Source organism: Acinetobacter lwoffii (assembly GCF_019343495.1).
In the GTDB taxonomy this organism is placed as follows: domain Bacteria; phylum Pseudomonadota; class Gammaproteobacteria; order Pseudomonadales; family Moraxellaceae; genus Acinetobacter; species Acinetobacter lwoffii_P.
The window spans coordinates 1,645,989-1,669,886 of record NZ_CP072549.1 but is presented as its reverse complement, the minus strand read 5'-3'; the positions used below and the strand labels follow the sequence as shown (position 1 = coordinate 1,669,886).

Below are 23,898 nucleotides of genomic sequence, written 5' to 3'. Positions count from 1 at the left end.
AAAAGTCGTGCGAGGGCACGACTATTTTTGATTAAAGGTTATTTAAAGTGCCTTCAGGGAGGACTGAAATCACACTTGCACGTTGAACTTTGACTTCTACACCACGGCTCAATTCAACCACTGCGAAGTCACCTTCAATCTTGGTGATTTTGCCCATTAATCCGCCTGCAAATACCACTTCACTGCCAACGCCAAGGCTGTCGACCAAAGCACGGTGTTCTTTGGCACGTTTAGATTGAGGACGCCAGATCAAGAAATAGAAGATTGCAATAAAAACAGCAATCATCAAAAGGTTCGCCATCATGCTTGGTTGTTGTGCAGCTTCACCTGCAGCGTGAGCAGTCGAAATAAAAAGGCTCATTACATTTTCCTAAAATAAAAAACTGGTGATCAACTCGATAATAAATTGACATATTCTTGCAATTTACATTGTCTTTTTCCTCAGCGCAAATGCTGATGGATTAATCTTGCGGACAAGGTGGCACTTCCAGGCCACGGCGGGCATAAAAGTCATGAACAAATTCGTCAAATGTACCGTTGTCTAATGCATCACGCATTGTTTCAGTCAAACGCAGGTAATAGCGCAGATTATGAATCGTACCGAGCATAGAGCCGAGCATTTCCCCACATTTCTCAAGATGGAATAAATAGGCACGGGTAAAGTTCTGGCAGGTATAGCAGTCGCAATGCGGATCGAGTGGGCTTTGGTCATGACGGTATTTACTGTTACGGATTCGCACCAAGCCGTCTGTCACAAAATAGTGACCGTTACGTGCATTTCGGGTTGGCATCACGCAGTCAAACATATCCACACCACGACGTACCGCTTCCACAATATCTTCGGGCTTGCCGACACCCATCAAATAACGCGGTTTATCTGCCGGCATTTTTTCTGGAAGATAATCCAGAACCTTGATCATTTCCTCTTTGGGTTCGCCAACGGACAGACCGCCAATCGCATAACCATCAAAGTCGATTTCAAGCAGGCCTTTTAAAGATTCATCACGCAAGTCTTCATACATGCCGCCCTGAATAATCCCGAACAGTGCATTACGGTTTTTCAGCACGTCATGATGCTGGGTTTTACAGCGTTTCGCCCAGCGTAAAGACAATTGCAATGATTTTTGCGCTTCTTCATGCGTCGCAGGGTACGGCGTGCATTCATCAAAAATCATTACAATGTCAGAATTCAGCGTATGCTGAATATCCATTGAAATTTCAGGCGATAAAAATACTTTTGAACCATCGATTGGTGAGCGGAAGGTCACACCTTCTTCTTTAATTTTACGCATTGCGCCCAGACTGAAGACCTGAAAGCCGCCTGAATCGGTCAAAATGGGACTATTCCATTTCATGAATTCGTGCAGGCCGCCATGTTCACGAATCACATCCAGTCCTGGACGTAGATACAAATGGAAAGTATTGCCCAGAATGACTTGAGATTTGATCTCTTTAATATCGCGCGGCAACAGGCCCTTGACCGTACCATACGTACCCACAGGCATGAACATCGGGGTTTCCACCACACCATGTTCAAGCGTTAAACGACCACGACGGGCACGGCCCGACTGACCTAATTTTTCAAACTTCATAGGAGTTCCACATCAAGGCGAAAAAACAGTTCGCTGATTGTTATAGCTAAAGGGCGCTATTTTCCTTGATTCTTACACTAAACGCCAGCATTGTAGAGCATTCGCTCTGTAATTTTATTTATCGCTGAAGCTAGGGAACATCCGTAGAAATGAGTGGATGTGTAGAAAACTGCTGCAAACGCTGCTGGATATCTTCCCGGCTGAGGGCGCAGCTGCCATCCGGTTCTGAGGCCATTGCAGCGATATGCTGGATCAGTTTCTGGATATAAATATTGCTATCGACAAAGTAGGATTCCAAGGTTAGCAAATAGGTATCTTGCGCCACTTGCAGATAGTCATAAGGTTCCATTACCAGCATCTGCTCCAGATCAATCAGAATACCCTTGTCGTTTTGCGAGAGTTTCAAGCGTTTCTGCATGGCAGGTAAATGAGTAGTTTGTCTGGATGCCAGAAATTTCTGTAAATGAATATGGGCCGGATTAAGTGTCTGCGCAGATTGGCATTCAAATTCGACTTGGGTGGGCAGGCTCATGAAAAACAGGATGCGATCCAGATCCAGACCATAGGCCTCAGAAAGACGATGTTTGGCCTGTTTAAAACTATCCAGCAATAAATCCAGATGCGTCGCGTGCAGCTGTTTTTGCTGTGTCAATACCGGATGGCCAAAGCTGTGCTAGGTTTTAAAATAATCGGCCAGCAAGGTTTTAAAGGGGGTGAGTCCTGAGTCGGGCGAAGTGTGGGCCCGATAACGCCATTTCTGGACATTCCAGCGATCCTGTTCCGCCAGATATTGCTGAAGATATTCCGGATCTTTAAAAATACTGCGTTCAGTCGAAATGGCCAGATCATCCAGCAGTAAAAATTCGTCAAAGACCAGACTACAGGCATAGATTTGATCATCCTGATAATGGTCGTATAACCGATAAAATTCCTCGACCAGCCTCTGTTGCAAGTGCTCTAAATAATCCAGCATAATTTTTATTCTTTATATTATAAGTTTTAGATAGGTACAGCCGCATCCTTGGCTATTTTTATAATAAGTTAATGCGCCAAGGATGCAAAATTTTATCAGATCTTACTGTTCACTCAGTGAAAGTTCGGACGGTAATCAAAATTCTGTGTCACGCTTTGATCACGGAATGGACGTACCACTTTTTTTCTGAGTAACATATTATTAATGATGTTGTGCGGAAAAATCTGGATCTGGTTGTTAAACAGCTCGACATTGCGATTATAAATGGTAATCGCTGCACCGACATTTTCATTCTGTTCTTCAATTTCAGCCATCATTTTCAGATAGATGTCATTGGCTTTCAGTTCCGGATAATTTTCAATCACGACATTCAGGCTATGCATTAACTGTTTGTTCAGACTTTCAATGCGTTGTAATTGTCCAATATCGGCATCCTTGATATTCAGGTTCATGATGTTCTGACGCAGTTCGGTGACTTTTTCTAGCGTGCCTTTTTCAAAACTCGAGTATTGCTCGACCAGCGGTTGCAGCCCATCCAGAATTTTCAGTTTTTGCCGTTCATAACTGGCGACATCCGACCAGGCGCGAATCGTGGCGTTGTGATGACGGACAATACTGTTGCGGATCATGATAATCGTGACAATCAGCGCCACAATGATCAAACATAAAATCAAAAATCCCATCCGAGATCTCCCCAAGCTATATCTATATTTTAAAAATGATGCGAAAAATTTATTTTAAAAACTGCAGCAGATCATGTTGTAAGTTTTCGAGCTGTTTTAATTTAAACGTTCTCAGGTGGCCGCGCAATGTGGAAATATCGCTAATATTCTGCTGCTTGCTCGATACCTGAAATAAATCATGGGGCCCTAGATAGCACAGCATCTTATTTTCTGGGTGAAACAGTAAATCACCCTGACGCTGTTCAAAAAAATCGGCCAGTCGCAGCACAAAACCCGGACTGAGTAATTTGGCAGTTTGCAGCGGATCACTGCCATAAAAGCTTAATCTCTGGTTGGTGCGAATATCGCTGCTGTGCCAGGGATGGCTATAAGGATAATAAAATTTCTTTCTGGAAGTCGTAACGGCCAGTCCCTGAATCTGGATATCAAACGCAAATACGCCCCACAGGTCTTTATGGACCTGCATCAGTTTGACTGGCTGACCTTCCTTATTTCGGGCCTGTACTTCATCAATATAGTGGTATTGGAACAGTAGCACCTGATGTTGCTGGCCATTTTCATCTTCCCAGACCGTGCTGGCATAACGCTGAATCTCATTACTCAACGAACCTTGATTGAATACTGGAAATAATTGTTTTAAATGCCGGATAAAGTGCAGGGGATTGAGTGGCATGGAAATATGCAGTGGCTGTTTTTGAAAGGCAAGCTGATATTTTTTGGCCAGTGCCTGTTCTTCCAGAAAAGCAATGACTTCCTCTAAGGGCTGCTGCTGTTCATAGCAAATATAGGCCCAGAAAATGCAGAGACAGCCGAGAAAAACACTGCCCTGAATCCAGATATTTCCCGGCGCAATAAAAATGCTGCCAATCAGAAAAAGCCCAATTCCGGCAAGCGCAAGCGGCAGGTTATTTTCAAACTTGAGCGTAATCGGGCCATTCCAGGGATGCAGCCCATCCAGCAATTGCTGATGCGTTTTGGCCTGTTGACCCAGATCCCAAAGCCGAGCGATATTTTGAAACACCACTGCATTTTTCTTGCGGCGAATATGAATGGACTGTTGTACAGACTCGATCGGCATGGGCAATGGTTCTCGCTTATTTCGCCTGATCAATCAGCATGGCATCGCCATAACTGAAGAAGCGATACTGGCTGTCTACTGCATGCTTATAAGCATTGAGAATATTGTCACGATTGGACAAGGCAGACACAAGCATTAACAGGGTCGATTCTGGTAAATGGAAGTTAGTGATCAAACGATCGACCACTTTAAACTGATAACCCGGATAGATGAAAATCTGGGTATCACCTGTCCAGGCTGCCAGTTCACCGTTATGTGCTTGTGCTGCACTTTCGACTGCACGGGTGGCAGTCGTGCCTACAGAAATGACTTTATTACCGCGGGCTTTAGTCTGACGAATCATCTCGACCGCAGTTTCAGGGACGTCGCACCATTCGCTGTGCATGATGTGATTTTGAATATCATCGGTACGCACTGGCAGGAAAGTACCTGCACCAACATGTAGGGTCACAAAAGTTTTTTGAATCCCTTTGGCTTCCAATTTTGCCAACAGATCGGCATCAAAATGCAGGCTGGCAGTAGGTGCTGCAACGCTGGCCAGTTTGGTTGGGTCATTAAACACGGTTTGATAACGTTCAGTATCAATCTCTTCCGCTTCACGGTTGAAATAAGGCGGAATCGGCAAGGCGCCGTATTGATCCAGCACATCGAGAATTGGTTGTGAAAATTCTACAATAAACAGATTTTCATGACGGCCTTGTACGGTCACTTTCACTGCATCCGGGCCAATAAAAAGTTCTGCACCGGCTTTCGGAGTGTTGCTGGCCTTAATATGACAATAGGCAATAAAGCGATCTTGCATACGCTCAACCAGCACTTCTACCGCACCGCCTGAAGCACGTTTACCTTTTAAACGGGCCTTCATGACTTTGGTGTCGTTTAATACCAACAAGTCGCCGTCTTCAAGTAAATCCAGAATGTCGGTAAATTGATGGTCATGATATTGACCTTGTGCATCGAGGTGCAGCAGGCGAGAGGCACTGCGGGTTTCCAGTGGATAGCGAGCAATCAGCTCATCGGGGAGATCAAAATTAAAATCAGAAAGTTGCATGATGATTTACGCTAAAAAAACTGCGGCTAGTATAAACTTTTTTCTTTTTTATGGCGGGAATTGCTCGATTTTAAAACGAAAAAATGCCATTTGTTTTAAAAATAAACAAATGTAAATATTCTGCGTTGACAGTGCTGAGAAATCGCGTATTATACCTTTCATCCACTCCCGAGGTGGTGAAATTGGTAGACGCGGCGGACTCAAAATCCGCTGTCAGAGATGACGTGTCGGTTCGAGTCCGACCCTCGGGACCAAAATTCTAGAAAACCCCAAGCGCATTCAGTCTTGGGGTTTTTTATTGTCTAATGAAAAATATAACAACTAGTTTATAATGAAGAAACTGTTATCACTAATTTAATAAAACAATTATCAAGCTTAAATTAAAGAGTTAAGTATGACCGTAGAGAAAATCGAATTGATTCAAAAATTAAATGAATTTAAAAATAGGCTTAGCGAAGAAGTATATAGTGCTTATAAAGAGAAAGGCAGGGAGTATGGGCGGGAAAGATTTAAATCATGGGAAAGAGCAATACAAAAATTTTTAGAAAAATATTTTCCTGCTTATACTAGTAAATTACACTCAAAACTTCATCCTCTAGTGATGGTTGGTTATCATGATCCAATTAAGCAATTTATGGAGGACGAGTATAAACCCTCAATCTCCTTTATTGATTCTCTAATTATGGATATTGAGAATGATGAAGTACTAGCTGATGATTCTAGTAAATTAAAAGTCAAACTTAGTAAATCTGATACAAATTCGAATACACCATTAAGAAAAGCTTTTATTGTTCATGGTCATGATAAAGCTAAAAAGCTTGAGACAGCACGCTTCTTAGAAAAAATAGGTTTTGAGGCTATTATCTTGCATGAGCAAGCTAGTAGTGGGAAAACTATTATTGAAAAATTAGAAAAATTTATCGATGTTGGATTTGGTATTGTGCTATATACGCCAGATGATGTTGGTGAGGCAGTTTCTAAGCAGGCTAATCTAAAACTGCGAGCGAGACAAAATGTTGTATTTGAACACGGTCTTTTAATTGGAAAGTTAGGACGTGATAAAGTAATTCCATTAGTTGTTGATCATAATATTGAACTTCCAGGAGATATCAGTGGAATGGTTTACATGTCTGATAATGGCTGGGAAATTCAACTTGCCAAAGAAATTAAATCCCTTGGTTACGAGGTAGATTTTAATAAATTATTTTAAACACATTAAAAAAACCGGCGCCTAGACGCCGGTTTTTCTACATCACTGACTCAGTTAGTTCTTAAAAGCTTAGATCGTTTCAAGCGCTGCATTCAAAGTTGCACTTGGACGCATCACTGCATTTACTTTTTCTTGATCAACTGCGTAGTAACCGCCGATGTCTACTGATTTGCCTTGAACTTCTGCAAGCTCAGCAACGATTTTCTCTTCATTTTCAGCTAAAGTTTTTGCAAGTGGTGCAAATTTCGCTTTCAATTCAGCATTTTCGTCTTGAGCAGCAAGTTCTTCAGCCCAGAATTTCGCCAGGTAGAAATGGCTACCACGGTTGTCCAATTCGCCAGTACGACGAGAAGGAGACTTGTCGTTATCTAGCAATTTACCAGTCGCTTGGTCTAAAGTTTTAGCAAGTAACTTGATGTCGTCATTGCCTTCTTTAATCCCCATTTCTTCTAAAGATACCGCCAACGCCATGAATTCACCGAGTGAATCCCAACGTAAGTGGTTTTCTTCAACTAACTGCTGTACGTGCTTAGGAGCAGAACCGCCTGCACCTGTTTCGTACATGCCACCACCTGCCATTAATGGCACGATTGACAACATTTTCGCAGATGTACCCAATTCCATGATCGGGAACAAGTCAGTCAGGTAGTCACGCAGAATGTTACCTGTTACAGAAATAGTATCTAGACCGCGAGCAACACGTTCAAGCGTATAACGCATTGCACGTACTTGTGACATGATCTGGATGTCAAGACCAGTGGTGTCATGATCTTTCAGGTATTTTTCAACTTTCTTGATCAGTTCGTTTTCGTGTGGACGGTACGGGTCAAGCCAGAAGATTGCCGGCATGCCAGAGTTGCGTGCACGAGTAACTGCAAGTTTTACCCAGTCGCGGATCGGTGCGTCTCTCACCTGACACATACGCCAGATATCGCCTTCTTCCACATTTTGAGACATTAACACTTCACCTGTTTCTAGGTCAGTGATGTTCGCAACACCTGCTTCAGGAATTTCGAAAGTCTTGTCGTGTGAACCGTATTCTTCCGCTTTTTGCGCCATCAAACCAACGTTAGGTACAGTACCCATGGTTTTTGGATCGAAGTTGCCATTCCACTTACAGAAATTGATCATTTCCTGGTAAATACGTGCGAATGTAGATTCAGGCATGACTGCTTTACAGTCATAAGGCTTGCCGTCAGCGCCCCACATTTTACCGCCACCACGAATCATTGCAGGCATAGAAGCATCTACAATCACGTCGTTTGGTGAATGGAAGTTAGTGATGCCTTTTGCAGAATCAACCATCGCTAAAGCTGGGCGGTGTTCTTGACAAGCATGTAAATCAGCAATGATTTCTTCACGTACAGAGGTTGGTAAAGTTTCAAGCTTTTCGTAAAGACCCGCCATACCGTTATTGACATTAATGCCAAGCTCATCAAAAAGCTTGCCATGTTTTTCGAATGCTTCTTTGTAGTAGATTCTTACACAGTGACCAAATACGATTGGGTGAGACACCTTCATCATGGTTGCTTTAACGTGTAAAGAGAACAGGATGCCTGCTTCACGACAGTCTTCAAGTTCTTTCTCGTAGAAGTCGCAAAGTGCTTTTTTGCTCATGAACATTGAGTCGATGATCTCGCCGTCCAGAAGCGCAACTTTTGGCTTAAGAACAATGGTTTCACCAGACTTGGTGATCAGTTCCATTTTCACATCACGTGCGCGGTCTAAAGTCATTGACTTTTCGCCGTGGTAGAAGTCACCTTCGTCCATGTGTGAAACGTGAGTTTGAGACCACTGTTTCCACTCGCTCATAGAGTGCGGGTGTTTTTTCACGTAGTTTTTAACGGCAGCAGGCGCACGACGGTCTGAGTTACCTTCACGTAGAACAGGGTTTACTGCTGAACCAAGACATTTGCTATAACGTGCCTTGATTGCTTTTTCTTCTTCAGTGGTCGGGTTTTCAGGATAGTCAGGGATTGCATAGCCTTTAGACTGAAGTTCCTTGATACACGCTGTTAGCTGGCCAACAGAAGCACTGATATTTGGGAGTTTGATAATGTTCGTGTCTGGATCTTGTGTAAGACGACCTAGCTCAGCTAGAGTGTCAGGCACCTTTTGCTCTTCGCTTAGGTAATCTGTAAATTCGGAGAGCACGCGCACAGCTACAGAGATGTCACTTTTGACGATCTCAACGCCAGCTGGCTTAGTAAAGGTCTCAATGATCGGCAGCAGAGAATAAGTCGCCAGTAATGGCGCCTCGTCGGTCAGTGTGTAAATGATAGTTGACTTTCCACCAGCCATATATAGCCCCTTGCGTTGGATTGAGTTTCTGAGGACCGAACTTTTGGCCCAGTCTCTTTGAACCGATTTGCTTAAATAAAAACATTGAGAGTATCGTCTTTCAGCGCATTTCAGTCAACGAAATATGCCTTTAGATTGAAATTTGGGCGAAAATTTGTACAGATTTGTACAGATTTGTGCGGTTTAGCCGTGTTTGTATTTTGTACAAAAAAATAATCCTCTATCGCTGTAAATCCTGATGAAAATGATCGGAAATGCTCTGTTAGCCAATTGTATTCACTGAAAATGAGTTTTTGGTCCTGAGACAGGCTTAAACTGATCCTCGAGATGTATATCGGTACCGAATGACTTCATGCTGTTTTGCGCAAATTCAGTCATGCTGATGATGCAAATTTGTCCTTGGCAGATGGCTACATCATCATGGAATAGCTTTGCGCTATACTGGCAAGCATCAATGAAATGATCTTAAAGATTGACGCTAACAAGGAAATGTAATGCCCAGCCTGTTTATTGTGATGCTCGGTGGTCGTCATGCCCGTGCCAATACAGAAGTTCATGATGTGGTTTTGGCAATAGGAGAGAGTCTGGAAGATACCTATGCGCAATTGAAAAATGCCTGGTTTGCGGAACAGAAAGGCTTGCATATTGATGCCTGGGCGCAAATCAATGGGCTAGAGTTTGAAGGCAGGTCCTATGCGCTGCAATTTACTGATGCACAGCCACAGCAATCCGATGAAAAACTTTGGCTGATTAATCTGGGTGGTTATGATCCACGCGAATTTGGCGAGTTGCATCGTTATGTGCTGGTGGTTGCGCAGAATGCCATGGTCGCTAAACAGCGCGGTAAAGCTTACTTCGCCAGGCACTGGCAAAAACAGCATACTGACCGTGTTCTGGATGTAGATGACTGTATTGCCATCGATCAGGTTTATGGCCGCTACGTCCAACTGCTAGAGGGCAGCTTTAGTGGCAATCGCTGGGAAAATACCTATCTCACGATTTAAAGCAGTTTGCGATTGAATTAAACCTGCGGCTGGCTTGATGATTCGATAAGCGGTTTAAAAAATCTCTTTATCAAAATTTAATAATTGGCATAATACTGCCAAGGAAAAACAGTTTTGACTGAGATGGAATGTCTTAAATGGATTTAATTCAGGCAAATGGACAACCGCGTTATGGACGTTTTAAGGAGCTTCCAAAAAGTATTGACTATCAGGCATATCAATACAAAAATCCTTATGGTCATGTGCTGTCAGGCTGGCGTAAGCATCTAAAATATAAAAAATTCAAATTCTGTAGTATTCAGCACGAGCATTATACGATTGGACTGGCAATTGCCGATATTGCATGGGCAGGGCATGGTTTTGTCTATGTCTATAACCATATGAGCAATGAAGTGCTGGAATGGAATGCGATTAATTTCCTGTCCCGTAACACGGTGCTGGACGAGCAGCCACTGTTTAATCATAGTTATTTTCACAAGTCACCTTTTCAGATCGATATCCAGCATGCCAACGGCGTGCGTTATATCAACGTCAGCAAATATGGTGAAATTAAACTCAGTGCCCGGATTTTCTGTGCTGGCACAGACCCGCTGAGTATGTGCAGTCCGATTGGCATCAACGGCTGGACCTATACCCAGAAACTGACCACTTTGGGCTGTGAAGGCTTTTTCATTAACAAGCAGGGGCAAACCATCCAGTTTAATGAACGCAGCTTTGCCTCATTAGATGATACCTGCGGCTTTTTACGTCCGGAAACCGCCTGGTTCTGGCTGTCCTGTAATTTCTGGGATGTGAACCAGAACCGGATTGGGATTAATCTGGCCTCTGGCGTAAATGAAAGCTTCGGTAACGAAAACTGTCTGTGGATCAATGGGAAAATTTATCCCTTGGCCGATGTGCTGTTTCAACAGGAATCGGAAAACCAATGGACGATTCAGTCGCTGGATGAAAAATTGAATCTGATGGTGAGTATAGGCTGGCGCCGTTATGAAAATCTGAACCTGCGTCTGGTCGGAAGTCAGTTTAGTCAGTGGCAGGCCAAGGTTTCAGGAACGATTCAGCAGGATGATCAGGAAATTATTTTACTGAATGAATATGCCTTGCTTGAGCAGCATTATGCCAAGTGGTAAATCAGATTGAGTCATTTAAAAGCCTTCAACATTGAATAATGCTGATCAGTTAAAGAATTTAGAAATAGGCTCTTTAACTTTTTAGTAGTTCACGATGGATTCTTACGTTTTAAATCAGATATTAATGAATCATTTGTTACTTTGGTTTCGCCCAAATGAGAAGCGGAGCTTCGCAAGGAAGGCATCTTGCGGAGTAATACTCCTCACCGCAAAACTTGTCAGCCACCATCCACTAGTAAATTTGTCGCAGAAATAATCATTTTTTAATGTAGTCCTGCCTCAAATAGTTGCGGATGACTTTTCCATCTATCAAATATAATACTGAATTTAAAAAATAAAATTCCAGTCAATTGCTTAACTGACGGGCACTATCAACATTAAAGGCTTTTTGACTTGAGCTTAATCTTTGGCGGCCTGCCAGAAGGCTTCACCGGCCTGAATTGGATCATTGGTTTCGGCTAAAGTCTTCACCCAGACATCATATTGCGCAATCACAGGATGCTGACTGGGATGAAAATCTTTTTTAAACCAGTCCCGATATTGTGGGCCCATACGAGTCAAGGTGCCGTTGCGGCCAAACAACCAGGGCAATCCTTTTAAGTTCATTTGCAAACGCTCTAAGACACTGAAGCCATCATGTTTCAGCATGACATTGGCGCGATAGGCGGTATAACTAAACATCAAAAATGTCGTGCTGAGCAGAGTCATTTTGCGCATCCATTCAGGTGTTTTTGCGACATCTTTCATCACGTCAAAAGCCACATCACGATGTTCCATTTCTTCAATCGCATGCCAGGCAAACATGGCACGTACATAAGGATGACCGTCTTTTAAGGTGGATTTCTGACCGTAAAAAGTTTCAGCCATCAGCGCGGTCAAGTGTTCTGCCGCTGCCGTCGTTGCAATATTGAACTGTGCTGAACGATGTTTGAGGTCATAAGCGAACATATTATTCAGACGCTCAATAAAATCATCGACAGGCATGCCTTGTTCACGCATCAGCTGGTTCATTTTTTCATGGGCAATGCCATGCTGTGCTTCCTGACGAATAAAATTTGCCACACGTTGTTGCAGTTCCAGGTCTGTGATCTGATCGCGGAACAGGCGCACACTTTGAATAAAATAACGCTCGCCATCTGGAAAGGTCAGGCTCAAGGCATCGAACATGCGGGTCAGAAAGGGATCGCCGCCAAACCAGTAGCGCGGAATTTCATCCAGTTTAAAATCAAGCTGGGTCCGGACCACGGGCTTTATTGAAGATTTTAATACTGCATTCATCTTAGAAGTTCTTTTTTGTGACGATGCTGACAGTATGTCGGGGAATGCCGTAATTGTTTTGACAGTGCTTGCCAATTTTTATACATTTTATGCCAAATGAAAATAAAACTGCTTAGACTAAAGCAGGCAGCGGGAAGCGCGCATGCAAGAAATTAAAATATCCAATGGTTATATTCAGCTTTGGGCGACTTATCTGCGCAGTCTGCAAATTGAGCCTTTGGAAGCTGACTTTCTGCAAGATGTACATGAAGCGCTTGTCCCCCTGATTGATCAGCCTTTTGCCACGCAAGTGCCGCTGGAATTATTAAATCAGCTTCTGTTAAGAACCCGGCAACATTTAAACTGTCCACAACTAATTTTCGAGATCGTGCAGGTTATTCGTCCAGAACATTTTGGCGTGCTCGGCTATATGGCTTCGCGAAGCAGCAGCGTTGCGGAAATGATCCGGCATATCATTCGCTTTCAACGACTGGTGATTGATGGCAGTGAGTTTGTACCTTTGCAATTGAAGCAGCGTGAACACAGTCTTGAATTATTTTGGGCCTATCTGGATGAAAAATATAATCTGCTCAATGAGCTGACCATGGCCGCGATGGTGCAATTGGGACGCGTCATTTTGCAGGATCATCAACTGTTACTGCATTGTGTACGCTTTGCCCATGCGCCCGATAGGGGACAAATGCATTATCAAAAGTTTTTCGCCAGCGAGGTGATATTTTCCCAAGCCTACTACGGCATAGAACTGGATTTACAAGGACTGGCACATCGGTCTGAGCAGGCAGATCCTATGCTGTTGCAGTTGCTGGTACATCAGGCAGAACAGGCCATTGCAGCCAAGCCACTAGTTGAGGGTCATCTGGAGCAGGCCCAGCAAATGATTGCCGAACAGCTCCGTACCCGGCATCAGGTCATTAAAGTTGAACAGCTTGCCCGGCAGCTGCTGATGTCGACACGGAGTCTGCAGCGCTTGTTCAGCACCCATGGCACCTCATTTAAAAAACTGCTGGAACAGCAGCGGATCAAACGTTGCGAGCTGTTGTTGCAGAAGGGATTAGGTCTGACCGAAATCGCCGAGCAGCTGGATTATTCTGACCAGTCGGCATTGGCACGGGCCTACAAGGCAGCCACCGGACAGACATTATTAGAGCGCAGAAAGCAGTTACACAAACAGCGCAGCTAAAAAAAGCGACCCGTATCGGTCGCTTTTTTATTTGAAGAAAATGGTGAGGTTAAGCGTTGGCTTTGATTTGAGGGAATCTAAACGCAATCGCCGCAATCGCAAAAATGGCCAGAATCCAGCAATAGTACACACCACCAATCAGTTCAACCGGTGAGATTTTTGCAATGGAACAGGCCAGTAGTAACTGTGCGCCATAGGGAATCAACCCTTGTACCACACAGGAGAAAATATCCATCAGTGCCGCAGAACGCTTAGGATCTACGCCGTATTCTTTGGCAACTTCACGTGCCATATCACCAGACAGAATAATCGCCACGGTATTATTGGCCACAAAGATATTCGAAAACACCACCAGAAAACTAATCCCGATTTCGCCGGCACGTTGCTTCCCAACTTTAAACAGACGGGTCAGGCTATAAATACGCTCGATCAGCCAGCGTAAACCGCCTTCACGCTGCATGATCGCCGACAGGCCACCCAGGAACATCGACAATAACGCCACTTCAAACATGCCGACAAAGCCGTCATAAATTGAAGTATTCAGTTTGAGCAGATCAAATTCAGCTGTGGCAAACAGGCCAAACAAGCCGGAAAGTAACACCCCAATGCTCAGCACAGCCAGAACGTGTAAACGGCTAAAGGCTAAAATAAATACGGCGATATAAGGTAAGACCAGAAGCCAGTTGAAGTCCCTGTATTCCACTGCATTGCTACTACCGCTACTCAACACGTAAATCAAAATAGTCACGATTGAGGCTGGAACCGCAATCCAGACATTGACTCTGAATTTGTCACGCAGTTGTACGCCCTGACTGGTCGTTGCAGCAATGGTGGTATCCGAGATCATTGAAAGGTTGTCACCGAACATGGCACCACCAACGACCGCACCAACCGCATAAACTACATTGATCTCGGTGACCTCGGCAAATCCAAAAGCGATCGGCGCACAGGCTGCAATGGTGCCCATAGAGGTACCCATCGCCGTAGCAATAAAGGCCGAGATCACAAATAACATCGGCAGAATAAATGTGGGTGGAATCACCGACAGGCCCATTTGCACGGTGGCATCCACACTGCCAATGGTGCTACTGACGCTGGCAAAAGCACCTGCCAGCATAAACACCATAAACATCAGGATTAAGTTCGGATGACTGGCACCTCTGAGGAATTCCTCAATGCCCTGGTTGAGTTTGCCGCGATACACTAATGCAGCCAAGATAATCGCAGGCAGGGCAGCCACAGGCGCTTTCACCTGATAGAACGCGAACTCGGTTCCGATCAGGGAATGATAGATCCCGCTACCCAAAAATATGGTTAAAAATACAATAAGCGGCAGCAGTGCAATGGCGCGTGCCTGCACTGTAGCCTCAGAATCAGTCTGCATAGGAGATAAAAAAGTAAGAGAATAGGACTAGTATAAAGCAGGTTTTGCTATTTCAGAAAACTTTAAATGAATGCGCTAACATCTGCATTTTTATTAATTTTTATATGATAAAAATAAGTTTATCTAAATATTCAGGATTTTAGGTAAGAGCAAAATTAGGCATCTTTGATCATTGTGAAAAAAATCAAAATAATCGTAAATAGACCCTTCCGAATTGTTTTGAAATCTTCGCACAGGAAATGAAGTACTCGAGGTCGGTATCGCAGACTGTTCATTGGACAAAAAATAGCGTTACAATGCGATGTCTTGTATTTCTACATAGTCAATGCCTCAAGTTTGAAACACGTTAAGGAAAATACCTCTCTATGTCACGTTTAGCCACACGATTTGGACAACTTAAATCTCAACAGCGTAAAGCTTTAGTTTCTTATGTCATGGCGGGTGATCCGCATCCAGAAGTCACAGTGCCTTTGCTGCATGAGATGGTGGAAGCGGGTGTCGACGTGATTGAGCTGGGACTTCCTTTCTCGGACCCGATGGCAGATGGGCCAGTGATTGCACTAGCTGCTGAACGTGCTCTGGCAGGTGGAACCAATACCCTGGATGCCCTGCACATGGTGAAAGAATTTCGCTTGAAAGATCGCGAAACACCAGTGGTGCTGATGGGTTATCTGAATCCGGTTGAAGTAATTGGCTATGAAAAGTTTGTGGCTTATGCCTATGAATGTGGAGTAGACGGTGTGTTGCTGGTGGACTTGCCACCAGAAGAAGCAAAAAGTCTGGGTGAAGTACTGGAAAAATATGACATGGATCAGATTTTCCTGCTGGCACCCACTTCAACCGATGCACGTATTCAACATGTAGCAAAACAGGCCAGCGGCTTTATTTACTATGTGTCACTGAAAGGCGTGACCGGTGCAGCAACTTTAGATGTTTCTGAAGCCGCTGCACGCATTCAAAAGATTAAAGCTGTGACTGATGTTCCTGTAGGCGTAGGTTTCGGTATCAGTGATGCTGCATCTGCGAAAGCGATGGGTGTTGCTGCCGATGCAGTTATTGTGGGTAGTGCGTTTGTAAAGCAGTTTGCAACGCTCGCACCAGAACAAGCCGTTATTGCGACGGTGAATAAAGTCAAGGAGCTTCGAGCAGCGCTCGATGAGTTAGTATGAGTCAACAAGTGAAATCAGGCAAAATTCTGAGCCCATCGACCCCATGGACGGAGCGTACTGTTCCGGGCATTCAGGTACCCGATGAGCAAACGGCATATAAAGCGACATTTACCGAGCCTACGATTGAGTGTCCTGAATGTCATGCATTGGTGACCCGTACTGCCATGTCATTTAATGCCTATGTCTGTCCGCAATGTGATGAACATTTGCGTATGAAAGCCCGTGAACGTCTGAACTGGTTCTTTGATCAGGTACAAACAGAATTGGGTCAGGAATTTATAGCCAAAGATCCCCTGAAATTTGTCGATAGTAAAGCCTATCCAGACCGTATGGCTGAAGCGCAAAAGAAAACCGGTGAAACTGAAGCACTGGTGGTAATTCAGGGTTTGCTGAAAGGCGTACCGATGATTGCCTGTGCGTTTGAGTTCGACTTCATGGGCGGTTCTATGGGCACAGTGGTCGGTGACCGCTTTGTTCAGGCTGCAGAACATGCGATTGAAGCTCGTCAACCTTTGATCTGTTTTGCTGCTTCGGGTGGTGCTCGTATGCAGGAAGGCATGTTGTCCCTGATGCAAATGGCGCGTACTTCGGCTGCGATCCAGCGTTTAAAAGAAGCAGGTCTGCCTTATGTCGTGGTACTGACTCATCCAGTGTACGGCGGTGTGACCGCATCATTGGCAATGCTGGGTGATGTACATATTGCTGAACCGAAAGCGATGATTGGCTTTGCCGGTAAACGTGTGATCGAACAGACTGTACGTGAAAAACTGGAAGAACCGTTCCAGCGCGCGGAATATTTGCTTGATCATGGGGTAATCGATCAGATTGTTCACCGTCATGCATTACGTGATACAGTTTATCGTATCGTTACGAAGTTGATGAATTTGCATTGAACACAGCACCCTTAGCAACAGATTCTTTAAATACATGGCTCGATTATTGGAGCCATGTTCACGTTACGGGTATTGATTTAGGTCTGGAACGGGTTATTCCTGTGGCTGAAAAGCTGGGAGTAACATGTCCGGAAGCCAAAGTGCTGACGGTGGCAGGAACCAATGGTAAGGGTTCAACCACCACTACGCTGGCCGCGATCTTGAATGCACAAGGCTTCAAGGTCGGATTATATCAGTCTCCACACGTGTACCGTTTCAATGAACGAGTGAAATTACGCGGCATTGAAGTGGAAGATCAGTTGCTCATTGATGCTTTTGTTCAGGTCGATCGGGCTCGTCGCGAATGCGGTTTGAGCCTGTCTTTCTTTGAAGCCACCACACTGGCTGCTTTTGTGATTTTTAAAGATCAGTGCTGTGATGTCTGGGTGCTGGAAGTTGGTTTAGGCGGCCGTCTGGATGTGGTCAATGTGGTCAATCCGGATGTTGCGGTGATTACCAATATTGGTCTGGATCATACTGACTGGCTTGGTGACACCATCGAGAAAATTGCTTTTGAAAAGGCCGGAATTATTCGCCCGGATATTCCAGTCGTGTTTGGTGGACAGCAACAGATCCCGCAAGCCATTCTAAATAAAGCTCAAGAATGTAATGCATCTTTGTATGCAATCAACCGTGATTATTTCTATAAAGCCTTTGAAGATGGCCAAAGCTGGGCTTTTGCTTCATCGGGTACGACCTTAAAACTCCCAACAGGTTCGCTGGCACTGGATAATATTTCTACCGCCGTGGCCGCCATTCTGCTGAGCGGATTAAACGTCAGCCAGCAGGCAATTGCACAAGGCATTCAAACGGCAAAATTGCCGGGACGGTTTGAAATCCGTCAAATCCAGAATAAAACCGTGATTTTTGATGCAGGACACAACCCGCATGGGGTCGAATTTCTACTGAAACAATTACGAGATTATTTAAATTACAATCAAAAATATAATGAAGTTATTTGTGTATTTTCAATGCTGGCAGATAAAGATATAAATTCTGTCGTCAAGTTATTGAAAGACACGGTTCAATTGTGGAAAATTGCACCATTATTCGTCCCACGTGCGGCAGAGGTCACAGTTTTGGCTGATGCTTTAAACGGTGAGGCGGTAGAACAATTTGACAATGTAAAATTAGCTTTTAAATCAGCACTGGATCAAACAGATAATAATCAGCTGATTTTGGTATGTGGATCATTTCATACCTTAGAAGCGGTATGGGAGTATTTGGAAGAATGTCAATGAATAACAAACAGCGCTGGATGGGCGGTGTTGTTTTACTCGGTGGTGGTGTTTTATTGGCAGCATTACTCCTGAAAGGCCAAGATGAAATCAATCAGGACCGTCAGCAAAATCCGGCACAGGCTGCGGAAGTTGAAAATAAAGAGACAGGCAATCATTCGCTCGGTTCTTTGACGGTCGATGTGGAAACAGAAAAGCGTTTACTTGAACAGCAACGTCGTGACCGGGAAAAATCGGTTGCAGAGCAGGAAGCACGTGCAGCCGAATTTTTAGCGATGCAACAGCAGGCTGAAGCAGATGCTGCGCGTAAAGCGGCTGAAGAATATGCTGCCCTGAATGCACACCGCCTGGGACAGCAAAGTTCCGATAATATTCCGCCAGAACTGGTTGAAGACGAACAGGCCAAGCAGAAACGTCTGGCTGAAGAAAAAGCGGTGCAAGAAAAAAAGTTAGCCCAGCAGCAGCTGGACCAACAAAAAGCCAATAGTTCTACTGATGCAGCCAAGAAAGAAGCAGAGCGTAAAGCTGCTGAAAGTAAAGCTGCTGAAGAAAAACGCAAGTTAGAGCAACAGCAAAAAGCCGAAGCAGAACGTAAGGCGGCTGAAGCAAAACGTAAAACCGAGGAAGAGCGTAAAGCGGCTGAAAAGAAAGAAGCTGAACGTAAAGCAGCCGAAGAAAAACGTAAGGCCGACGAAAAGCGTAAAGCTGAAGAAGCTAAGAAAAAGGCTGCAGCCGAAGAAGCCAAGAAGAAAGCAGAAGCTGAACAGGCGCGTAAGTTACTGGAAGGTGAAGAGGACAAGCAATGGATGGTGCAGGTGGCACTGGCAGCGAATGAAGCCAATGCAGATGCTGTAGCAGCCAAACTGCGTGCCAAAGGTTATAAAGTAACCAAAAGCTCAACGTCTAAAGGTGTACGTATCATGGTGGGTCCGTCCAAAGACCGTGAGACTGCAGATGCACTTCGTAAGAAAATTGCGTCTGATGCCAGCCTGAATATGAAATCAGCTTGGGTGAACGATTGGGTGCCGCTAGATAAGCGTTAATTCTTTGCATTAACCAAAGTTTCTGTAGATGGATTCGTGAGTTGCTCGCGAATCCATTTTACATTTTCAGGGGTAAATAAATTTTCAATATTGTGCCAAATGGCATGAAAACCATATCCGCCATGTTTCATTTCCTGTAGTGCCTGCTCAATCGGCCAATGTTCAAAAATAATCCGGTACATGGCGACACTTGCACCAGTTCGGTCTGAACCGTGATAACAATGCAAGAGCACCTTCTGGTGATTTTGTTGTGCTTGCTGAATCAGTAGCATAATTTTCAATAAATCTTCCCGATCAATTGCCCAGGTATGTATGGGTACATGATGTAGCTGAAAGTTTTCATTGCTCAAAACAAAGCTGTCTTGATCCCGTGAACGTAAATTAATAACTACATCGATTTGATGCTTTTTTAATAAAGGAATGAGTTCAGTTGAAGGCTGCTCACTACGATAGACAAAATTGCTGATTTGATGAAAATTATGATTCTGATGAATGGGCTGTCCCCAATGCTGAGGACGTTGCTGCTCAGGCAGGGCGGGCGTAGTCATGCAACCTGTGGTTAGGAGGTAGCCACTCATGAGAATTGGAAATATGCAGATTTTCATACAGAGCGTAGATGTTGTTTTTGTTATTTCAAGTTTAAAGTGAATACGAGATTTTGAATATAAAAAAGCCTATCCGAAGACAGGCTGTATCAACAAATCGAATCCGTGGCACGTCAATGTCGTATTCGATAAAGCATAAAATGTGGAAAATAGAGTTTCTCTTATCCTTTACTTTGCTTGTCTTTCGCAAAATTAAAAAGGAGTCCTTTTAATTTTGCTCAGGATGGGGCGTGAGGCGTAAATAAGGTTTAACCGCGGTATAACCTTTTGGAAAACGTTGCTTGATTTCTTCTTCATCTTTCAGTGAGGGAACAATCACCACATCATCGCCATGCTGCCAGTTCGCAGGCGTTGCTACTTTATGGCTATCGGTGAGTTGCAGGGAGTCCACCACACGCAAGATTTCATGGAAATTACGGCCGGTCGATGCAGGATAAGTAATAATCAAACGGACTTTTTTATTGGGATCAACGACCACTAAAGAACGAACTGTTAGCGTTTCGCTGGCATTTGGATGAATAAAGTCATATAGCTCGGAAACTTTACGATCCTGATCGGCAATGATCGGGAAATTCACCGTGGCGTTCTGGGTTTCATTAATATCTTTAATCCAGCCATGATGCGACTCCACATCATCAACTGACAAGGCAATCGCTTTAACACCACGTTTTGCAAACTCATCTTTCAGTTTTGCGGTATAGCCAAGTTCAGTCGTACATACCGGTGTATAGTCGGCAGGGTGTGAAAATAAAATGCCCCAGCTATCACCCAGAAAATCATAAAAATTAATCAGGCCTTCACTGGATTGTTGTTCAAAATTCGGTGCGGTATCGCCTAAACGTAAACTCATCTTTTTAGCCTCAATTGGTCTTTTAATGTCGAGATAGGATTTAATATGAACCAAATTTTTTATGATTAAAAATAGTGTTTTTTGCTTTCTTTATGATTAAATTGCATAAGTGGTATATCCATCTATCCAGAAGCGCAAAAATCAGTCACTTAATTGACTATGTTGCACAGGGAAAATTTGCTACATTACTTTGCCTTAGATCTTAGGGCTAGAACTAAGGATCAGATTTTTTTAGCGGTTTTACAGCAAAACCCTTGTAGTTCAAATTTCTAGCACCATAATAACGACTAAGAACATATTCATTTGACAAGCAAGATTTAGAGAGTCTATTCATGTTGGCAAGTCTGATCGGAGGAATCTTCGGTACCAAAAATGAGCGCGAACTCAAACGCATGCGTAAAATCGTAGACAAGATTAATGTGCTCGAGCCGACGATATCTACCCTGAGCGATGCAGACTTATCTGCAAAAACTGAAGAATTCAAACAACGATATAATAAGGGTGAAACCCTCGATAAATTACTGCCTGAAGCATTTGCAGTCTGTCGTGAAGCCGCAAAGCGGGTGATGGGCATGCGTCATTATGACGTGCAGCTGATCGGTGGTATTACCTTGCACGAAGGCAAAATCGCAGAAATGCGTACCGGTGAAGGTAAAACCCTGATGGGTACTTTGGCCTGTTATCTGAATGCTATCAGTGGCCAAGGTGTACATGTCATTACCGTGAACGATTACCTGGCGCAACGTGATGCCGAGTTAAACCGTCCATTATTCGAGTTTTTGGGTTTAAGCATCGGCATTATTTATTCCATGCAAAATCCGATGGAAAAAGCGGAAGCTTATCGTGCCGACATTACGTATGGTACCAATAACGAATTCGGCTTTGATTACCTGCGTGACAACATGGTGTTCTCGCTGGCTGAGAAAAAGCAGCGTGGTTTGACCTATGCCATTATCGATGAGGTCGATTCGATCCTGATTGATGAAGCGCGTACCCCGTTGATTATTTCCGGTCAAAGTGAAGATTCTTCACAGCTTTATGCAGCCATCAATAATATTCCACCAAAATTACAGGCACAGAAAGAAGAGAAAGTGCCGGATGGCGGTCACTTCTGGATTGATGAAAAACAGCGTTCAGTTGAAATTACTGAAGTGGGTTTTGAAACCATTGAAAGTGAACTGATTGAAATGGGCTTGTTGGCAGAAGGCGAGAGCTTGTATTCAGCGTCGAACCTGAACCTGTTGCATCATGTCACTGCAGCGATCCGTGCGCATTATCTCTATCAACGCAATGTGCAATACATCATCAATGATGGTGAAGTGATTATTGTCGATGAAAATACCGGTCGTACCATGCCGGGACGTCGCTGGTCTGAAGGTTTGCATCAAGCCGTAGAAGCCAAAGAAGGTCTGGAAATCCAACCAGAAAACCAGACACTGGCAACCACAACCTTCCAGAACTATTTCCGTTTGTATAAGAAACTGTCCGGTATGACCGGTACTGCTGATACTGAAGCAGCGGAAATGAAAGAAATTTATGGTCTGGATGTGGTGCTGATTCCGACCCACCGTCCAATGATTCGTCAAGACCATAACGATTTAATTTACTTAAATCGTGAAGGGAAATATAACGCGATTATTCAAGAAATTCAGCGTGTACATGAATCTGGTGTTGCACCAATTTTGATTGGTACAGCCACCATTGAAGCTTCTGAGATCCTGTCGGATAAGCTAAAAGCTGCAGGTATCCAGCATGAAGTACTGAATGCCAAACAGCACGAACGTGAAGCCGATATTATTGCGCAGGCCGGTGCACCACGTGCAGTGACGATTGCCACCAACATGGCCGGTCGTGGTACCGATATTTTGCTCGGTGGTAACTGGAAGGCGTTGCTGGCTAAAATTGAAAACCCGACTCCTGAAGATGAAACGCGTCTGAAAGCAGAATGGGATGTTAATCACCAGGCCGTGCTGGATTCTGGCGGTTTGCATATTATCGGTTCCGAGCGTCATGAATCACGCCGTATCGATAATCAGCTGCGTGGCCGTGCCGGTCGTCAGGGTGACCCAGGTGTGTCGCGTTTCTATCTGTCACTTGAAGATGACTTGATGCGTATTTTCGCCGGTGATCGCGTGGTTGGAATGATGCGTGCCATGGGCTTGCAGGAAGATGAAGCGATTGAGCACAAAATGGTGTCTCGTTCGATTGAAAATGCGCAGCGTAAAGTGGAAGCACGTAACTTCGATATTCGTAAGAACTTGCTGAAATACGATGACGTCAATAACGAACAGCGTAAGATCATTTATAGTCAGCGTGATGACATTCTGGCAGAAAATTCACTGCAGGATTATATTGAAGAAATGATCCGTGAAGTGATGCAAGGTGTAATCGCCAACTATATTCCACCTGAATCGATTCATGACCAGTGGGATATTGAAGGTCTGGAACTGGCGCTGCGTGAGGATCTTTCGATGGATCTTCCTATCGGACAATGGCTGGAACAGGACCGTCGTCTGGATGAAGAAGCTTTGGTGGTGCGCATTACCGATGAAGTGCTGAATCGCTACCGTTCACGTCGTGAACAAATGGGTGAGGAATCTGCAGCTTCGCTTGAACGTCACTTTATGCTGAATTCTCTGGACCGTCATTGGAAAGAGCATCTGGCGGCTATGGATTACTTGCGTCAGGGCATTCATTTGCGTGGTTATGCGCAGAAGAATCCAGAGCAGGAATACAAAAAAGAAGCTTATAACCTGTTTGTAAATATGCTCGGTACGATCAAATCCGATGTCGTGACAGATCTGTCGCGCATTCACGTACCGACCCCTGAAGAGCTAGCGGAAATGGAAGCACAGCAGCAGGCACAGGCTGAGGCAATGCGTTTGCAGTTATCTCATGAAGAGTTTGACGGCTTGCTGGCAGGTGAACATGAGGTGACGACCGAGCAAAATGCTCAGGCGAATCCTGTAGCACCAGTCTTTGAAGCACCGGCAAGTCGTAATGCGCCTTGTCCATGTGGTTCAGGTCTGAAATACAAACAGTGTCATGGCAAGATCTAAACGCTATTAAAAATCAGAGCCCCATGGCTCTGATTTTTTTATGTATGAAGATTTTTCAGAAATTGAATACTGTTTGCAGTCTTAGGAATTAAATGCTATTTAATGGCTCATTCAACACCTCAAAGTGGAATAACCTGA

Annotated in this window: 19 protein-coding genes, 1 tRNA gene and 1 pseudogene; 10 read left to right on the top strand and 11 right to left on the bottom strand. The window is 44.2% G+C overall.

What is annotated here, in order from left to right; translation table 11 throughout:
• Positions 1-31: 31 nt before the first annotated feature.
• The 6 genes and pseudogenes from yajC to queA all read right to left on the bottom strand — a co-directional run bounded on the left by yajC (position 32) and on the right by queA (position 5,377).
• A complete protein-coding gene (gene yajC / locus J7649_RS07850; protein WP_004645158.1) occupies positions 32-361 on the bottom strand; it encodes a preprotein translocase subunit YajC in 330 nt (109 codons plus the stop codon).
• Positions 362-461: 100 nt separating this feature from the next.
• The gene (tgt, locus tag J7649_RS07845; RefSeq protein ID WP_219307260.1) at positions 462-1,592 is read right to left on the bottom strand and encodes a tRNA guanosine(34) transglycosylase Tgt; all 1,131 of its coding nucleotides are present in this window, start codon (positions 1,590-1,592) and stop codon (positions 462-464) included.
• Positions 1,593-1,722: 130 nt separating this feature from the next.
• Positions 1,723-2,565, bottom strand: a pseudogene (locus J7649_RS16775) (hypothetical protein).
• A 113-nt stretch (positions 2,566-2,678) separates the two neighbouring features.
• Complete coding sequence (locus J7649_RS07830) at positions 2,679-3,248, bottom strand: LemA family protein (protein WP_004645163.1); 570 nt, start codon at positions 3,246-3,248, stop codon at positions 2,679-2,681.
• 49 nt (positions 3,249-3,297) lie between these two features.
• Entirely contained in the window at positions 3,298-4,326 is a 1,029-nt protein-coding gene (locus tag J7649_RS07825) for a hypothetical protein (protein WP_219307255.1), read from the bottom strand.
• Positions 4,327-4,342: 16 nt separating this feature from the next.
• Positions 4,343-5,377 (bottom strand): tRNA preQ1(34) S-adenosylmethionine ribosyltransferase-isomerase QueA, encoded by a 1,035-nt coding sequence (gene queA, locus J7649_RS07820; RefSeq protein ID WP_005106092.1) that lies wholly within the window; start codon positions 5,375-5,377, stop codon positions 4,343-4,345.
• A gap of 167 nt (positions 5,378-5,544) precedes the next feature.
• Between queA and J7649_RS07815 the strand changes: the two genes are divergently transcribed.
• Together J7649_RS07815 and J7649_RS07810 are read left to right on the top strand one after the other, a co-directional pair.
• Positions 5,545-5,631 (top strand) — tRNA-Leu (locus J7649_RS07815).
• A gap of 140 nt (positions 5,632-5,771) precedes the next feature.
• A complete protein-coding gene (locus J7649_RS07810; RefSeq protein ID WP_219307253.1) occupies positions 5,772-6,587 on the top strand; it encodes a TIR domain-containing protein in 816 nt (271 codons plus the stop codon).
• Positions 6,588-6,656: 69 nt separating this feature from the next.
• Here the strand turns inward: J7649_RS07810 and J7649_RS07805 are convergent, their stop codons facing one another.
• Positions 6,657-8,888: an NADP-dependent isocitrate dehydrogenase gene (locus J7649_RS07805; protein ID WP_219307251.1), complete on the bottom strand. Its 2,232-nt coding sequence runs from the start codon at positions 8,886-8,888 to the stop codon at positions 6,657-6,659.
• Between the two features lie 494 nt (positions 8,889-9,382).
• Between J7649_RS07805 and J7649_RS07800 the strand changes: the two genes are divergently transcribed.
• Complete coding sequence (locus tag J7649_RS07800; RefSeq protein WP_219307249.1) at positions 9,383-9,892, top strand: DUF1543 domain-containing protein; 510 nt, start codon at positions 9,383-9,385, stop codon at positions 9,890-9,892.
• A gap of 137 nt (positions 9,893-10,029) precedes the next feature.
• Positions 10,030-11,022 carry a DUF2804 domain-containing protein gene (locus tag J7649_RS07795; RefSeq protein WP_219307247.1) on the top strand — a complete coding sequence of 331 codons (993 nt, stop codon included), beginning with the start codon at positions 10,030-10,032 and terminating at the stop codon, positions 11,020-11,022.
• Positions 11,023-11,421: 399 nt separating this feature from the next.
• Here J7649_RS07795 and J7649_RS07790 read toward each other — a convergent pair whose 3' ends face one another.
• Positions 11,422-12,300, bottom strand: a complete 879-nt coding sequence (locus J7649_RS07790; protein ID WP_180038936.1) for a metal-dependent hydrolase — start codon at positions 12,298-12,300, stop codon at positions 11,422-11,424.
• A gap of 142 nt (positions 12,301-12,442) precedes the next feature.
• Between J7649_RS07790 and J7649_RS07785 the strand changes: the two genes are divergently transcribed.
• Complete coding sequence (locus tag J7649_RS07785) at positions 12,443-13,480, top strand: helix-turn-helix transcriptional regulator (RefSeq protein ID WP_219307237.1); 1,038 nt, start codon at positions 12,443-12,445, stop codon at positions 13,478-13,480.
• Positions 13,481-13,529: 49 nt separating this feature from the next.
• Here the strand turns inward: J7649_RS07785 and J7649_RS07780 are convergent, their stop codons facing one another.
• Positions 13,530-14,864, bottom strand: coding sequence for a Na+/H+ antiporter NhaC family protein (locus J7649_RS07780; RefSeq protein ID WP_005248033.1), 1,335 nt, complete (start codon positions 14,862-14,864; stop codon positions 13,530-13,532).
• Between the two features lie 365 nt (positions 14,865-15,229).
• Here J7649_RS07780 and trpA point away from each other — a divergent pair, with 365 nt between their 5' ends.
• Genes trpA through J7649_RS07760 form a run of 4 tightly spaced genes read left to right on the top strand, consistent with a single transcriptional unit; the run spans position 15,230 to position 19,246 of the window.
• On the top strand, positions 15,230-16,033 hold the full coding sequence (gene trpA / locus J7649_RS07775) for a tryptophan synthase subunit alpha (protein WP_005106102.1): 804 nt from the start codon (positions 15,230-15,232) through the stop codon (positions 16,031-16,033).
• The gene (accD, locus tag J7649_RS07770; RefSeq protein WP_004645174.1) at positions 16,030-16,926 is read left to right on the top strand and encodes an acetyl-CoA carboxylase, carboxyltransferase subunit beta; all 897 of its coding nucleotides are present in this window, start codon (positions 16,030-16,032) and stop codon (positions 16,924-16,926) included. The genes trpA and accD overlap by 4 nt, the downstream gene beginning before the upstream one ends.
• The gene (gene folC, locus J7649_RS07765; RefSeq protein WP_219307235.1) at positions 16,923-18,206 is read left to right on the top strand and encodes a bifunctional tetrahydrofolate synthase/dihydrofolate synthase; all 1,284 of its coding nucleotides are present in this window, start codon (positions 16,923-16,925) and stop codon (positions 18,204-18,206) included. Before accD ends, folC begins: the two co-directional genes overlap by 4 nt.
• Entirely contained in the window at positions 18,203-19,246 is a 1,044-nt protein-coding gene (locus J7649_RS07760; protein WP_005252804.1) for an SPOR domain-containing protein, read from the top strand. The genes folC and J7649_RS07760 overlap by 4 nt, the downstream gene beginning before the upstream one ends.
• Here J7649_RS07760 and J7649_RS07755 read toward each other — a convergent pair.
• Together J7649_RS07755 and J7649_RS07750 are read right to left on the bottom strand one after the other, a co-directional pair.
• The gene (locus J7649_RS07755; RefSeq protein WP_219307233.1) at positions 19,243-19,851 is read right to left on the bottom strand and encodes a dual specificity protein phosphatase family protein; all 609 of its coding nucleotides are present in this window, start codon (positions 19,849-19,851) and stop codon (positions 19,243-19,245) included. The genes J7649_RS07760 and J7649_RS07755 overlap by 4 nt on opposite strands.
• A 208-nt stretch (positions 19,852-20,059) precedes the next feature.
• Positions 20,060-20,701 carry a peroxiredoxin gene (locus J7649_RS07750; RefSeq protein WP_219307231.1) on the bottom strand — a complete coding sequence of 214 codons (642 nt, stop codon included), beginning with the start codon at positions 20,699-20,701 and terminating at the stop codon, positions 20,060-20,062.
• A 332-nt stretch (positions 20,702-21,033) separates the two neighbouring features.
• Between J7649_RS07750 and secA the strand changes: the two genes are divergently transcribed.
• Positions 21,034-23,760, top strand: coding sequence for a preprotein translocase subunit SecA (secA, locus tag J7649_RS07745; RefSeq protein WP_219307220.1), 2,727 nt, complete (start codon positions 21,034-21,036; stop codon positions 23,758-23,760).
• The last annotated feature ends 138 nt before the right edge of the window (positions 23,761-23,898 follow it).

Coding starts and splice junctions, on each gene's coding strand:
- yajC (WP_004645158.1), bottom strand. CDS start 361: ATGAGCCTTTTTATTTCGACTGCTCACGCTGCAGGTGAAGCTGCACAA.
- J7649_RS07750 (WP_219307231.1), bottom strand. CDS start 20,701: ATGAGTTTACGTTTAGGCGATACCGCACCGAATTTTGAACAACAATCC.
- J7649_RS07800 (WP_219307249.1), top strand. CDS start 9,383: ATGCCCAGCCTGTTTATTGTGATGCTCGGTGGTCGTCATGCCCGTGCC.
- secA (WP_219307220.1), top strand. CDS start 21,034: ATGTTGGCAAGTCTGATCGGAGGAATCTTCGGTACCAAAAATGAGCGC.
- J7649_RS07825 (WP_219307255.1), bottom strand. CDS start 4,326: ATGCCGATCGAGTCTGTACAACAGTCCATTCATATTCGCCGCAAGAAA.
- J7649_RS07795 (WP_219307247.1), top strand. CDS start 10,030: ATGGATTTAATTCAGGCAAATGGACAACCGCGTTATGGACGTTTTAAG.
- queA (WP_005106092.1), bottom strand. CDS start 5,377: ATGCAACTTTCTGATTTTAATTTTGATCTCCCCGATGAGCTGATTGCT.
- J7649_RS07790 (WP_180038936.1), bottom strand. CDS start 12,300: ATGAATGCAGTATTAAAATCTTCAATAAAGCCCGTGGTCCGGACCCAG.
- accD (WP_004645174.1), top strand. CDS start 16,030: ATGAGTCAACAAGTGAAATCAGGCAAAATTCTGAGCCCATCGACCCCA.
- J7649_RS07810 (WP_219307253.1), top strand. CDS start 5,772: ATGACCGTAGAGAAAATCGAATTGATTCAAAAATTAAATGAATTTAAA.
- J7649_RS07760 (WP_005252804.1), top strand. CDS start 18,203: ATGAATAACAAACAGCGCTGGATGGGCGGTGTTGTTTTACTCGGTGGT.
- J7649_RS07780 (WP_005248033.1), bottom strand. CDS start 14,864: ATGCAGACTGATTCTGAGGCTACAGTGCAGGCACGCGCCATTGCACTG.
- J7649_RS07830 (WP_004645163.1), bottom strand. CDS start 3,248: ATGGGATTTTTGATTTTATGTTTGATCATTGTGGCGCTGATTGTCACG.
- J7649_RS07755 (WP_219307233.1), bottom strand. CDS start 19,851: ATGAAAATCTGCATATTTCCAATTCTCATGAGTGGCTACCTCCTAACC.
- J7649_RS07785 (WP_219307237.1), top strand. CDS start 12,443: ATGCAAGAAATTAAAATATCCAATGGTTATATTCAGCTTTGGGCGACT.
- J7649_RS07805 (WP_219307251.1), bottom strand. CDS start 8,888: ATGGCTGGTGGAAAGTCAACTATCATTTACACACTGACCGACGAGGCG.
- trpA (WP_005106102.1), top strand. CDS start 15,230: ATGTCACGTTTAGCCACACGATTTGGACAACTTAAATCTCAACAGCGT.
- tgt (WP_219307260.1), bottom strand. CDS start 1,592: ATGAAGTTTGAAAAATTAGGTCAGTCGGGCCGTGCCCGTCGTGGTCGT.